Below are 12900 nucleotides of genomic sequence, written 5' to 3'. Positions count from 1 at the left end.
TGGTATCATTTTAATCTTAGCAGGAAAGTTTAGGTGACATGCTCATCTCAACTAATAGTTATTTCGAAAACAGTAGTTATCTCGAACAGTAACCGTCTCAAACAGCGCTCGTTTCAAACAGCAACAACATACTTTTCACCGCCACGACTTTAGGCTTATGTAGGACAGCAATGTCATATCAATTTATCACTAGTGCCAAATTACCCACTCGTCACGGCGAGTTTGATATTCATATCTTTGAAAATAGCGAAGGTCAAGAGCATGTCATGCTGACCGTTGGTCTAACTGTGGTCGATCAACAGACAGATATCATGGCTAGCCAACCCTCAGACGACATGATATTAAACCAAAAGAACGAATCGATAGCAAAGCAAGTGCCGCTCATTCGCATTCATTCTGAATGTCTGACAGGCGACGCGTTTAGCTCATTGAAATGCGACTGTGGTCCGCAGCTCAATACTGCCATGCAAGCCATCCAAGAGTCAGGTTGCGGTGCAATTTTGTATTTGCGTCAAGAAGGCCGCGGTATTGGTTTGACCAATAAGATTCGTGCGTATGCCCTCCAAGATCAGGGGCATGATACGCTGGATGCTAATCTCATGTTAGGCTTGCCTGCCGATGCGCGTATCTATGATATGTGTGGTCCGATGCTTGCCCATGTCGGTGTCGATGCCGTCAGGCTCATTACCAACAATCCAAACAAAGTCGCTTATCTAACTGAGCATGGTATTGATGTTGTCGAACGGGTGCCATTGTTGGTCGGTGTCAATGATATGAATGCGGAATATCTAGCAACCAAACGTGATCGCATGGGCCACTTGTTTGATAAAAATATCAATCTTGATATAGACGCTTCTCTCGATACAGACCTTAATACCGCCATACACCTGAATAAATAGATATCTTATGAGTATTACAAATACAAATAACGAAACAGACTTATCAACGGTAGCGTCAGTGACGACGCCAACCAATAACGACATCATGCGAGTGCGTGAATTTTTGGTTGATTTACAGGCGCGTATCTGTGAATCGCTAGAAGCACAAGAGCGCGATGGTAGCACTAATAACAACGAGTATGCGACCTTTGTTCCTGATGACTGGGAACGTCCTGAAGGCGGCGGCGGTCGGTCGTGCGTATTGGCAGATGGCGAGGTCATCGAAAAAGCGGGCGTCATGTTTAGCCATATTCATGTACATAACCTCCCCGCCTCTGCGACCGCGCGTCACCCTGATATCGCTGGGCGTAAAGCCCAAGCAATGGGCGTGTCACTGGTTGTCCATCCCAGAAATCCAAACGTGCCTACGAGCCATGCCAATGTGCGTTTATTCGTAGCAGAAGCCGAAGGCGAAGCTCCTATCTGGTGGTTTGGCGGTGGTTTTGACTTAACGCCATTCTATCCAGTACTCGCTGATTGTGTACACTGGCATCAAGTTTGTCACGACTTGTGTGCGCCTTTTGGGGACAATATTTACGCTGATTTTAAACAGTGGTGTGATGAGTATTTCCATCTACGCCATCGTGATGAGCAGCGCGGTATTGGTGGTCTGTTTTATGATGACGTCAGTACCGAAAGTCGCGGCTGGGATTTTGAGACCTGCTTTAACTTTATGAAAGCCGTGGGCAACGGTTATCTTGACGGTATCATGCCGATTTTTGAACAACGTAAAAATACGCCTTATACTGAAACGCAGCGCGAGTTTCAGCTCTATCGCCGTGGTCGCTACGTCGAGTACAATCTGGTCTACGATCGTGGAACGCTATTTGGGCTACAGAGTAATGGACGTATCGAATCCATCCTAGTCAGCATGCCACCGCTTGCCAGCTGGCATTATCGCTTTGAGCCTGCTGAAGGAACGCCTGAATTTGAGTTGACCGATTATTATCTAAAGCCGCGTGATTGGTTGGCACTATAAGTTTTGTAAATATCACGGCATTTATATTTTTGGAAAATATTAAAAAGGTCAGCTACTATCGCTGGCCTTTTTTATTATCAGTACTATCTAAACGAGCTACTCCCACGTTGTTATCGTACAGAAATACGTTGTGCAGCTACTATAAAATCATCGCAATCAACTATAAGCAGTAACAACCAAGTTAAGGTATGCTTATTTAAAATATTACGAGGATATAACAACTATATAATTCCCATCGCCCAGATAACCGTTACAATAGAAGACGTTCTTTATTAGCAACTGTGCTCAGAAGAATTTTAGGCAGTATTTTGTATAACTATATTTTAAGTCAAAGCGAGCGTTTTTAATCGCGCTTACTATTAGCCAAGTTTAAAGGAGTAAGTCATATGGCACAGGTTCATACCAACAAATCTTTCAAATCTCTGTTTAGCGTTACTTTGATAGCGGCTGCACTAGGTCTAACGGCCTGTAGCACTTCAACAGGATCTAACCCTGACGTGCAAGCGCGTCAAGACACCATGAAAAACTGGGGCGATGCAATGGGCGTCATGGGTGATATGGCAAAAGCACCTGATACATTTGATGCCGATGTATTTAAAGAGCAAGCTGCGTTCTTGGCAGAAGATGCCGCCAAGCCTTGGAGTCATTTTGAAGATCCAGAAGCGGTAGGTAATGCTACTGAAGCGGTTTGGTCTAATGCTGATGGCTTCAGTGCTGAAGCTGAAAACTTTCAAAAAGTCACTGCTGAGCTAAACGCCGCCGCCCAAAACGCCACTAGCATGGACGATGTTAAGCCTGCCTTTGGACAAGTTGGTGCAAGCTGTAAATCATGCCATACCGACTTTAGAGCAAAAGACGAATAAAGCTTTGTATTTATAGCAAGTAGACACGTATAAAAAACCGCCATATCAATTGATGTGGCGGTTTTTTAGTTTTCTGAATAATGTGGAAATCAAAGTTTCGAAACTAATTAAATATTTCACCGAGCGCCCTACTCGGCCACTGTTTTATTCACGTCCACAACGTCTTGCTGCTCGTTCATTTTATTAACGATTGCACTTACTGAAGGATCACTCAAATCGATTGTACGTATTGGGAATGGAATATTTACGCCCGCTGCATCCAATGAGTTTTTGATACCTACAATTACTTGATGAATCGAGGCAACCTTATTGGCTTGCGTACCATCTTCGATGAACCAGCGTACCATTAGATCAATGGACGAACCGCCGAAACCAGTAGCAATCACGCTTGGTGTTGCTTTCTTCGAGACGCTCTCTATCTTATCTAACGCCTTGATAATCTCAGCTTTAGCCGCTTCAATATCATCTTCATAACCGATACCAACTGCGACTTGCAAACGACGCTGCTTGTAAGCGGTATTGACGGTCAATGCTGAAGTATAAAGATCTGAGTTTGGAATCACCACTTGCCGACCATCATAAGTCTTGATGGTAGTTGCACGGATTTTAATATCTTCGACCGTTCCTTCATAGTCGCCTGAAACGATTTGATCACCGATACGAAACGGCTCTGAAATTAGTAGCAAGATACCAGAGAGCAAGTTTTGGAAGATATCCTTAAAAGCAAAACCGATAGCAACGGAACCAATACCGAGCGCGCCAATTAACTTAGCAGGAGTGAACCCCGGTACCGCAATAACCATCGCTATCATAAAACCAATAAAGAAAATAAGCGCCCCGCCTACCCGCTGAAACACTTTTACCAAGTTCTGATGCCGACTACGGCTACCTAATAATTTGTGAACGATTTTTTTGAAGACAATCGATAAAAACCAAAAAATTAGGATAACGATAATTGATGCGACAAAATATGGGATGCGTTCAACAAAGCCAACCCATATCTCATTTGCCGAACCAAGAATGCTTTGATAGGTCAATCCATCCGTTGTCGTAGACTGCGCAGCTGTCTCAGCACTCAGTGTCGTGTCTGCCTCAGAGGTAGGCATCTGGGCGATACTCCTTTATTCTATTTATTTTTATCAATGCACCTATGCTAATAGTTACTGTCGTTCTGACTCTTAATAGATGCTGTCGTTCTGACAATTAGCCCATCAAATCGGCCTGAACAATTTCGATCCAGTAGCCGTCTACATCTTTGATAAAAGCAATGTTTTTCATGCTACCGTCTTCTGGACGTTTTTTGAATTCGACGTCATTTTTATCAAACCAAGCAACCGCTTCATCCAAGCTTGGAACACTAAAACAAATATGACCAAAGCCTTGTGGATCTTGATTGCCGTCATGATAGGTAAAGTCAGCTTTTGTCTCGGTACCGTAGTTATGTGTCAACTCCAAAATACCACGTTGACGGAAAGCAAAAATTTCTAGATCATCGCCAGTTGGTAAGTTTTCGCGCTCGCTTTCGGTCAACTTAGCCAAGAAATATAAATCGAATCCCATGTCAGGAAATTTCTTAACGGCAAGCAAGGTCATGCCCAAGACACCAGTGTAAAACTCTAGTGATTTAACAGGATCTTTGACACGTAGCATGGTGTGGTTAAAAGTAAAACCGGTCGTCTGTGATGAAATTGGCTGAACACCATCCGTATTAACGCTGCTAGCAGGCTGGTCTATTGCGTCGTTATTGTTGTTAAATGAAGTAGACATAATTATCCTAATATAATTCAAAAAATAAAGGCAAAAACACGCAAATCACGATTGTCGTGACTTGCGTCGTTCTCTTATCATAATAAAAAATGGCCAAATAACTGATAGAGTTTTGTAAGAATATGAACAAGGTATGTTCGTCTTTATGCCCTAACTAGCTAGTTATCTAAAGCTATCTAAGACTGACTAGCTATCTAAAAAACGCACTTTTCCTGTCTCAAGATCATACTCAGCACCGACTACCAGCAGTTGGCCACTATTGGTTAAGTCCTCTAATGCCCGTGAGCCATGCTTTAGCTGACTGACTGACATGCGCACGTTGGCACGGATAGAACGGTCAACCAATTCATCTGCATCGACGTCTTGACCATTGGCAGTTGCCAGTTCGTGCAAGTTATAAACGCTTGGACGAATACGATCTACGATGGACTGCAAGTTAGGTGAATAGTTTTGTTCAGGATTAATCAGTGTCTCAACGCAAGCCGTGACAGCACCGCATTTCGAGTGTCCAAGTACCACCACCAGTTGCGTACCAAAGGCTTCGGCTGCAAACTCGATTGAACCAATCTGCGATGGTGCAACCACATTACCTGCGACTCGTATAACGAACAAATCTCCCAAACCCTGATCAAAGACAATCTCAACGGGTACTCGTGCATCCGAGCAACCCAAAATAATGGCCAATGGATTTTGATCCTTGACCAACTCTGGACGGCGCTGCATATACTCATCGGTACTGGTGAGGCTATCAACGTAGCGTGCATTACCTGCTTTTAAAAGCTCAAGCGCTTCTTGACCTGTGGTTGGACGTATATCGGTAGGCATGAGAGATCCTTTATCATCAATAATATTAGAGTTATAAGCTGTTTTGCATACATGTATTCCAGCACAGACTGACTAATTATCGTCAAACTATCAGGCTAATCATGTTTGTCAGCCATAACGTGATTGTATAGGAATAAAAACCCAAAAACGGTAAAAAAATTTGTCTAAATATCGCTAGGTGAATGTAGTCACATGTAAAAATACAGCTGTATATATCGCTGCTACGACAGTATGACTCGCGTAACTTATAACGAACTTGCACTGACTTATATCAAGGGTTTGTTATAATACGCAGCACTCAGGCAGCAATCCGGACATGCTTACGCTCATGCCAATCCCTATAATGACAGTCAGCTGTATACAGAAATTGGACGCTTAGGAACAGATATTATGACCGATTTATCTAAAAATACGCATAACACCTCTGCGTCACCTCATGATGATCAGGTGCTGCTGCAACTGACTGGTCTAAAAAAAACTTATGATCAAACTGAAGTCTTAAAAGATATCAACCTTGATATCAAGCATGGTGAGTTTTTGACGTTACTTGGCCCATCAGGCTGTGGTAAGACAACATTACTACGCTTGATTGCAGGCTTTGAGCAGCCGAACGCTGGAGCGATATATTTGGATGGCGTACAGATGGCGGGCTTGTCCGCCGATAAACGTCCGGTCAATACCGTATTTCAGCAGTATGCGCTGTTCCCTCACATGAGCGTCGCCCAAAATGTGGCTTATGGCCTAAAGCTGAAAAAAGTCCCAAAAGATGAAATCCAAAGACGTGTTAGCGAGATGCTAGCGATGGTACAGCTAGAACATTTAGCCAACCGCAAGCCGCAAGATTTGTCTGGTGGTCAGCAGCAGCGAGTTGCCATTGCTCGTGCGGTGATTAACCGTCCTAAACTGCTATTGCTTGATGAACCATTATCCGCACTCGATCACAAACTGCGCCTACAAATGCAGTCTGAGCTAAAACGTCTGCAACGTGAGCTAGGCATTACCTTTGTCTTCGTGACCCATGACCAAGAAGAAGCGCTGTCGATGTCAGACCGTATTGCCGTAATGAAAGACGGCACGTTCCAACAAATCGGCACGCCTATCGAGATTTATGAAACCCCTGCCAATTTGTTTACTGCCAAATTCATCGGTGAGACGAATTTGTTCAGAGCTGAGGTCAAAGGTGTCCATCCAGACCAGCCAGATCGTGATGGCAAAGTGACTAACGGACGTATCGAGGTCGAAGTCTGTGAAGCGCAAGCACAAGAAGGGCCAACTACATTACGTAACTTACGTCGTCCCAATTTTGCCAATGACGTGCAAGTGGGCGATATCGTCAATTTACTACTTCGCCCCGAAGACTTACGAATATATGATCCAAAAGACAACGAACATAGCGGACTGTTAGGTCGTGTCATCGAAAGTAACTATAAAGGCAGCACCTTAGACTCGATTATCGAACTGGCCAATGGTCATATCATTAAGGCGTCTGAGTTTTTTGATGAAGATGATCCGAGCTTTGATTACAAACTAAACGAGGGCGTCAAAGTCTCATGGGTGGATGGCTGGGAATGGGTATTGCCAGAAGACTCTGAAGCTGTGCCCGAAATAACTGCACAAAAGGATGGTAGCTGATGGCTCGCAACCACTTAGGCAGTAAAAGTCCATTTCGTACCGCCACGCTTTGGCTAATTTGGGGTTGGCTGCTCATTTTTGCGCTGTTGCCAAATATCTTGGTCATCGCTGTCAGTTTTTTGACCCGCGATAGCAGCGCCTTTATCAGTTTACCTGTCAGTATCGACAGTTACGTGCGTATGATTGACCCATTGTATTTTGAGGTATTTGTCCACTCATTATGGATGGCAGGTATCACAACGGTAATCTGTCTGCTGCTTGGCTACCCTTTTGCATGGCTAGTATCTAGGGTAAAAGTACGATGGCAACCGCTGCTTATGCTGCTATTGATCCTGCCATTTTGGACAAACTCTTTGGTACGGACGTATGCGCTCAAATTACTATTTGCCAATAACGGTTTGATTAACAAATTGCTATTAGCCATCGGTGTAATCGATACGCCAATCGATATTTTATATACCCAAGGCGCAGTGATCGCAGGACTAACTTACTTGTTATTCCCGTTTATGGTGCTACCGCTATATGCAGTATTTACCGACTTACGCAATGATATGCTATTGGCCTCGCAAGATTTGGGCGCATCCAGAACACAAACCTTTTGGCATGTGGTATTGCCATTAACGACACCAGGGATTATCTCTGGTGTACTGCTCGTGCTATTGCCTGCGATGGGTATGTTTTATGTGGCAGATATCTTAGGTGGTTCGCGTAATTTACTGGTCGGTAATATCATTAAAAACCAATTTTTAGATGCGCGTGATTGGCCCTTTGGCGCAGCAGCTAGCGTCTTATTGACACTAGCGATGGCGGTATTATTACTAGCCTACCGTGCCAGTAGCCGCCGCATTGGCAAGACCGACTTCAACGAGGTGGCCTAATGTCTTACAGCTCACCGAATAAAAAAACTCGCCCGCTTAAGATTGGTAGTATCGCTGCCAAAGGCTATCTCGGACTGATTTATACCCTGTTATACCTGCCAATCATTGTCTTGGTGGTGATGTCCTTTAACAAATCAAAAATTGGCTATAACTGGGGCGGTTTTAGCTTAAAGTGGTACGAATCACTATTCAATAACCAAGCGATGCTCGATGCATTTTGGCATTCTATTGTCTTGGGATTGGTGGCGGCCACTGTCTCGACGTTGATAGGTACACTCACTGCCCTAGCCTTACATCGTTATAATTTTCGTGGTAAAGGCTTACTAAATGGGCTACTGTTTGTACTTATGATGTCGCCTGAGATTGTACTCGCTATCTCATTATTAGCATTGTTCTTACTGATTGGTTTGCAATTGGGCTTCGTCTCGCTGCTACTGGCGCACATTACTTTTTGTCTGCCTTTTGTTGTGATTACCGTCTTTGCGCGGTTGAGTAGTTTAGATGAGCGTTTAATGGAAGCGGCACGCGACTTAGGGGCCAATGAATCAACCATGGTGCGCACCGTATTGATCCCAGTTATCTTGCCTGCGGTCATGGCAGGCTGGTTGCTTGCCTTCACCTTGTCGCTAGATGATGTGGTAGTGTCGACCTTTGTCACAGGGCCCAGCTATGAGATTTTACCGCTGCGCATTTATTCTATGGTGCGCGTAGGACTCAAGCCAGAAGTCAACGCCATTGGTACGTTATTGCTGGTTGCTTCACTAGTATTGGTGGTTATCTCACAGTTGTTGTTACGCAAGCGCTAGATGTTGATTGCTAACTAATTGCTTATTGACCGAGCATTAATAACGGACTATGAGTGAAAGTCAGCGCTATATTGACTATAATGAATTTTTCTCACCTTAGCGGTTAGGTTATATTATGCTTGAGCTACGTCATCTTAATACATTAACCGCGCTACGAGCGCATGGTTCACTTGCAGCAGCGGCGGATGAGCTACACGTTACTGCCTCAGCCGTTTCGCATCAATTAAAAGAGCTTGAGAATTATTATGATATCAGCTTGGTCAATCGTCGGACGCGACCGCTTAGTTTTACGCCCGCAGGTAAAGCAGTATTGGCATTGGCAGACAATATCCTACCGCAAGTTACTCGCACCAAATCTAACCTTAAACGCTTAGCACATGGTCAAGCAGGCAGATTACGCCTAGCATCAGAGTGCCACAGCTGCTTTGATTGGCTCATGCCAATACTCAACCACTATCGCCGTGAATGGTCGGATGTTGAGCTAGACTTTGCCACAGGGTTTGAGCCTGAGCCGCATCATTTGTTGATGGAAGGTGATATTGATTTATTGATTACTACCAGTGATTTACCGATAGACGGTATCAGCTATCAGCCCCTATTCGAGTATGAAAGTCGCTTGGTTCTTTCACCAACGCATGATTTGGCAGCGCAAGAGTTTATTGAGCCCATGGATTTGACTGATGAGACTTTGATTGCTTATCCAGTGGAAGCTAAGCGTCTCGACATTATTGCCAACTTTATGACACCTGTAGAGGTGAGCTTTGCGAGTATTCGTACCACAGAGCTGACGGCGATGCTGATTCAGTTGGTTGCTAGTGAACGCGGTGTAGCGGCATTACCTGATTGGGTAGTGGCTGAATATGAGAAAAAAGGTTGGGTCGTCTCGCGACCACTAGGAAAAGGTGTGCATTGTCAGCTATACGCCGCAACGCGTACTTCAAGTCGAAATACGGCCTATATGCAGGGGTTTGCCAGTTTATTGGAAGGGATTATGAAGCCGCTATAGTTTCATTACTAATTACTTTCTTATAGTTATAAAATATTAATCACCTTTTCATATCGTAATGAATGTTATGGTAAATAATGGTTCCCTAGTGAGGACTTGAATATTAAGCTGTCGGCTAATGGCATCAACGTTTTAACTCGCTAAAACAGTCACAGTGTACTTCGTGGTGTACTTACCATACATATTCTATCTGTGATCGATGCGCTATACAGGCATCAATGTGGTAGGTATATGAGACACCTCGGAATTTTAATACTCTCTAAGATTGTTGGATATCAAACAATCCCAGCGTGGTTCAGCATATGTATCAAAAAAACATTTTTTATTAGGAAAGGCCATGCTTCTTAGTTTTATTGCGCGCCATAGCACATTAATTATGCCAGTTTGTGCAATTATGGGCTTTGTTTTTCCAAACTTATCCAATGCAGTATTGGTATATTTACCCCAAATATTGTTCTTCTTGATGTTTTTTACTTTACTAGGCATTGACCAATATGCACTTTTAAAGCGTATAGCGACAAGCTATGTATGGGTTTTTGCCTTGTTACAAAGCGGGGGCATGAGTCTAGCTTTAATAGTAATTGCTTATGCACTCGGTGTACGTGGCGATTGGCTATTGGCGATTGCAGGTCTTGGTGCCACTGCCCCATTATTCGGTAGTGGTGCGTTGGTCAATGCGGTGGGATTTGATGCACAACTGGCGACGGCAAAAACTATCGCTGCTACGCTCGTTATGCCCTGTACATTATTAGGCGTATTATGGCTATTAGGCGATGAAAGTTCGAATTTAGACGTTGGTCTTTATGTCAAACGCTTGTTAGTTTATATTTTCATGCCAATGGTGCTAGCTGTGGGAGTGCGTCGGTTTGTTCCACCTGCTATTTTGTCACGTTATTATCCCAAAATTGGGCAGTTTAATATTTTACTGCTGATGTTGTTTCCACTGGGACTGATGGCAGGATTTCGTACTACGTTTGACCATAATCCCTGGCAAGCGTTGTTATTACTAGTGCTAAGTTCGGTATTGGCATTGGTGTTTTATTTTACCGCTTATATAATATATCGGCGTTTTGGCTATGAGAATGCTATTGTCGCGGCGCTGGTATGTGGCGGACGCAATGTATTACTTTCTTACACCATAACTGTACCCTTTATGGGTGCGGTGTTTCTACCGTTACTGGGTGCTTTTCAATTACCAATGTTTTGCTTACCCTTACTGGGCAAATATATGGCAAAACGCCATACAACTAGGCCTATGGATTTAAAATCAAGTTTTTGAACAGCCAGACTGTTAATAGATGATTTATCGTTTAAAGGATTTATTTTTTGAGTATACCCCAGCGGAACCAGCTATTTCACTCCAAAAATCTATCAACAGACCACTTAAAACAGACTTTAATATGGAACCATTTATAACAGACTCTTAAACGATTAATACTTATCAACGGCTACAAAACCAGCTTAAAGAAGTAAAACCCAAGCGCAGTTGCGAGTAACGTTAGCCCAACATGCAAACCTATGAGCGCCAATCCTGCCAGAAGCCGCCCGTCATGGATAAAGCCAAATACCTCTGCACTAAACGTACTAAAAGTCGTCAATCCACCCAAAAATCCTGTTATCACAAACACGCGTACATGATCAGATAGATTACTTCCCATACGTTCAAACCACACAAGCGCCAGCCCTATCAGCAGTCCGCCTAAAATATTGGCGCTCAGGGTACCGAGTGGCACCCAACCATTTAAGGCATTGAAACGCGATAGCCAAGCTCGCAGGCAAGCACCAAATGCTGCCCCCAAACCAATAGCAAGCCACTGCATAGACTGTCCTTAATTCATATAAACGTGTTGGACCAAATGTTCAGTTATACGGCTGGTAATTCTGTCATCGGCCAACGCGGAATACAACTAACAGCCAAATCATCAGACTGTCCTGCTTGCAAGCGCTCAAAACCTGCATAAGCAATCATCGCGCCATTGTCCGTGCATAGCGCAGGCGGTGCATAGTGAACCGTCGCATTGATTTTAGCCAGCTCCGCCTCTAGCGTCTCACGCAGATGAGTATTGGCACTGACCCCGCCAGCGATCACTAAGCGGCTCATATCTGCTTGCTTGAGTGCTTTGACACATTTTTTCACTAGCGTATCGACCACTGCATGCTGAAAACTGGCAGCGATATCTGCGCGAACTTGTGGATTACTATCAGATTTATGACCAGAACCGCCTGACAGTGGCGTGTCTTTAATCAGATTATGTACGGCAGTTTTCATACCACTAAACGAAAAGTCTAGACCTCGATGGAGCATTGGTCTTGGTAGTGCGTAAGCGTCAGGATTGCCAGTTTCTGCCAGTTTGGCAATATTAGGGCCGCCAGGATAAGGCAAACCTAGCATTTTAGCGGCTTTATCAAAGCACTCACCCGCCGCATCATCTATCGACTCGCCTAATATCTCATACTGCCCTACGCCATGGGCAGCAATGAGTAACGTATGCCCACCAGATACTAGTAGAGAGACAAAAGGAAATGCTGGAGGGTTTGCACCCATCAGCGGCGCAAGTAAGTGCCCTTCCATATGATGAATACCAATAGCTGGGATATCTAAACCATATGCCAAGCTGCGGCCAAATAATGCACCTGTCATCAATGCACCAATAAGTCCAGGCCCTTTGGTATAGGCAATCGCATCGATGTCGCTTTTTTTCATATCGCACTGTTCGAGTAGCTCATTAAGTAACGGTACTAGCTTACGAATATGATCGCGACTGGCAAGCTCAGGCACAACGCCGCCATAAAGTGCGTGCAGCTCAATCTGAGAGTACAGTACTTGCCCGACCAAACCTTGGTTGTCGCTATTTATTTGCTCACTATCAAAAATCGCTAGCCCCGTCTCATCACAAGAGGTCTCTAAGCCCAATACTTTCATACTTTTGCCTTTATACTTTCGTTTTCGTGCTACTTTTGTCGCACTTTTATCTTACATCATTCTGGGAAACTGGATAACTATAGTCAAAGAACTCTAAAATGAGTACAAGGCAGCCGACTGCAGATTGTACAAGTAGTACATCTAAGGAGGGTAACGCCGTAGCGGTTTAGTAGTTCACCGACTATAATACAATCAGCCACCCACTATCTCGAATTCGCTTAGTAAAGCTGTATATTCTCAGACTGGCATGACAAAAAACGTGCATAAAAAAACCGTCATTGTC

At 44.0% G+C, this 12900-nt stretch carries 13 protein-coding genes; 8 read left to right on the top strand and 5 right to left on the bottom strand.

From position 1 onward, the window contains the following. Positions 1–170 precede the first annotated feature (170 nt). The 3 genes from ribA (at position 171) to I3254_RS03000 (ending at position 2780) form a co-directional block, all read left to right on the top strand. Positions 171–899 carry a GTP cyclohydrolase II gene (ribA, locus tag I3254_RS03010; RefSeq protein WP_102094688.1) on the top strand — a complete coding sequence of 243 codons (729 nt, stop codon included), beginning with the start codon at positions 171–173 and terminating at the stop codon, positions 897–899. 58 nt (positions 900–957) lie between these two features. Next, complete coding sequence (gene hemF / locus I3254_RS03005; RefSeq protein WP_238051163.1) at positions 958–1917, top strand: oxygen-dependent coproporphyrinogen oxidase; 960 nt, start codon at positions 958–960, stop codon at positions 1915–1917. 386 nt (positions 1918–2303) lie between these two features. Next, entirely contained in the window at positions 2304–2780 is a 477-nt protein-coding gene (locus I3254_RS03000) for a cytochrome c (RefSeq protein ID WP_238051041.1), read from the top strand. A gap of 128 nt (positions 2781–2908) precedes the next feature. Here I3254_RS03000 and I3254_RS02995 read toward each other — a convergent pair whose 3' ends face one another. From I3254_RS02995 to I3254_RS02985, 3 genes are all read right to left on the bottom strand, one after another. Continuing rightward, positions 2909–3886, bottom strand: a complete 978-nt coding sequence (locus tag I3254_RS02995) for a mechanosensitive ion channel domain-containing protein (RefSeq protein WP_238051040.1) — start codon at positions 3884–3886, stop codon at positions 2909–2911. Between the two features lie 97 nt (positions 3887–3983). Next, complete coding sequence (gene gloA, locus I3254_RS02990; RefSeq protein WP_238051039.1) at positions 3984–4547, bottom strand: lactoylglutathione lyase; 564 nt, start codon at positions 4545–4547, stop codon at positions 3984–3986. 186 nt (positions 4548–4733) lie between these two features. After that, entirely contained in the window at positions 4734–5372 is a 639-nt protein-coding gene (locus I3254_RS02985; RefSeq protein ID WP_057758161.1) for a carbonic anhydrase, read from the bottom strand. A 390-nt stretch (positions 5373–5762) separates the two neighbouring features. On the opposite strand from I3254_RS02985, the gene potA reads away from it, so the two are divergent. From potA to I3254_RS02960, 5 genes are all read left to right on the top strand, one after another. Then, positions 5763–7004 (top strand): spermidine/putrescine ABC transporter ATP-binding protein PotA, encoded by a 1242-nt coding sequence (gene potA / locus I3254_RS02980; protein WP_238051038.1) that lies wholly within the window; start codon positions 5763–5765, stop codon positions 7002–7004. Next, on the top strand, positions 7004–7882 hold the full coding sequence (potB, locus tag I3254_RS02975; RefSeq protein WP_238051037.1) for a spermidine/putrescine ABC transporter permease PotB: 879 nt from the start codon (positions 7004–7006) through the stop codon (positions 7880–7882). Before potA ends, potB begins: the two co-directional genes overlap by 1 nt. After that, the gene (gene potC, locus I3254_RS02970) at positions 7882–8688 is read left to right on the top strand and encodes a spermidine/putrescine ABC transporter permease PotC (protein ID WP_134292363.1); all 807 of its coding nucleotides are present in this window, start codon (positions 7882–7884) and stop codon (positions 8686–8688) included. Before potB ends, potC begins: the two co-directional genes overlap by 1 nt. A gap of 115 nt (positions 8689–8803) precedes the next feature. Next, on the top strand, positions 8804–9694 hold the full coding sequence (locus tag I3254_RS02965) for a LysR family transcriptional regulator (protein ID WP_238051036.1): 891 nt from the start codon (positions 8804–8806) through the stop codon (positions 9692–9694). A gap of 337 nt (positions 9695–10031) precedes the next feature. After that, positions 10032–10973: a lantibiotic ABC transporter permease gene (locus tag I3254_RS02960; protein WP_095570686.1), complete on the top strand. Its 942-nt coding sequence runs from the start codon at positions 10032–10034 to the stop codon at positions 10971–10973. 169 nt (positions 10974–11142) lie between these two features. Here I3254_RS02960 and crcB read toward each other — a convergent pair whose 3' ends face one another. Continuing rightward, positions 11143–11514 carry a fluoride efflux transporter CrcB gene (gene crcB, locus I3254_RS02955; protein ID WP_179798069.1) on the bottom strand — a complete coding sequence of 124 codons (372 nt, stop codon included), beginning with the start codon at positions 11512–11514 and terminating at the stop codon, positions 11143–11145. A gap of 44 nt (positions 11515–11558) precedes the next feature. After that, positions 11559–12617 carry a tRNA (adenosine(37)-N6)-threonylcarbamoyltransferase complex transferase subunit TsaD gene (tsaD, locus tag I3254_RS02950; RefSeq protein ID WP_238051034.1) on the bottom strand — a complete coding sequence of 353 codons (1059 nt, stop codon included), beginning with the start codon at positions 12615–12617 and terminating at the stop codon, positions 11559–11561. Positions 12618–12900 lie beyond the last annotated feature (283 nt).

It is taken from the genome of Psychrobacter sp. Ps2 (genome assembly GCF_022129405.1).
Taxonomy (GTDB): Bacteria; Pseudomonadota; Gammaproteobacteria; order Pseudomonadales; family Moraxellaceae; genus Psychrobacter.
This window is presented reverse-complemented; position numbering and strand designations above follow the sequence as displayed.

What these genes read in the sequence shown, in the direction of transcription:
- ribA (WP_102094688.1), top strand. Translation starts at nt 171, where the DNA reads ATGTCATATCAATTTATCACTAGTGCCAAATTACCCACTCGTCACGGC.
- I3254_RS03000 (WP_238051041.1), top strand. Translation starts at nt 2,304, where the DNA reads ATGGCACAGGTTCATACCAACAAATCTTTCAAATCTCTGTTTAGCGTT.
- I3254_RS02995 (WP_238051040.1), bottom strand. Translation starts at nt 3,886, where the DNA reads ATGCCTACCTCTGAGGCAGACACGACACTGAGTGCTGAGACAGCTGCG.
- gloA (WP_238051039.1), bottom strand. Translation starts at nt 4,547, where the DNA reads ATGTCTACTTCATTTAACAACAATAACGACGCAATAGACCAGCCTGCT.
- I3254_RS02985 (WP_057758161.1), bottom strand. Translation starts at nt 5,372, where the DNA reads ATGCCTACCGATATACGTCCAACCACAGGTCAAGAAGCGCTTGAGCTT.
- potA (WP_238051038.1), top strand. Translation starts at nt 5,763, where the DNA reads ATGACCGATTTATCTAAAAATACGCATAACACCTCTGCGTCACCTCAT.
- potB (WP_238051037.1), top strand. Translation starts at nt 7,004, where the DNA reads ATGGCTCGCAACCACTTAGGCAGTAAAAGTCCATTTCGTACCGCCACG.
- potC (WP_134292363.1), top strand. Translation starts at nt 7,882, where the DNA reads ATGTCTTACAGCTCACCGAATAAAAAAACTCGCCCGCTTAAGATTGGT.
- I3254_RS02965 (WP_238051036.1), top strand. Translation starts at nt 8,804, where the DNA reads ATGCTTGAGCTACGTCATCTTAATACATTAACCGCGCTACGAGCGCAT.
- I3254_RS02960 (WP_095570686.1), top strand. Translation starts at nt 10,032, where the DNA reads ATGCTTCTTAGTTTTATTGCGCGCCATAGCACATTAATTATGCCAGTT.
- crcB (WP_179798069.1), bottom strand. Translation starts at nt 11,514, where the DNA reads ATGCAGTGGCTTGCTATTGGTTTGGGGGCAGCATTTGGTGCTTGCCTG.
- tsaD (WP_238051034.1), bottom strand. Translation starts at nt 12,617, where the DNA reads ATGAAAGTATTGGGCTTAGAGACCTCTTGTGATGAGACGGGGCTAGCG.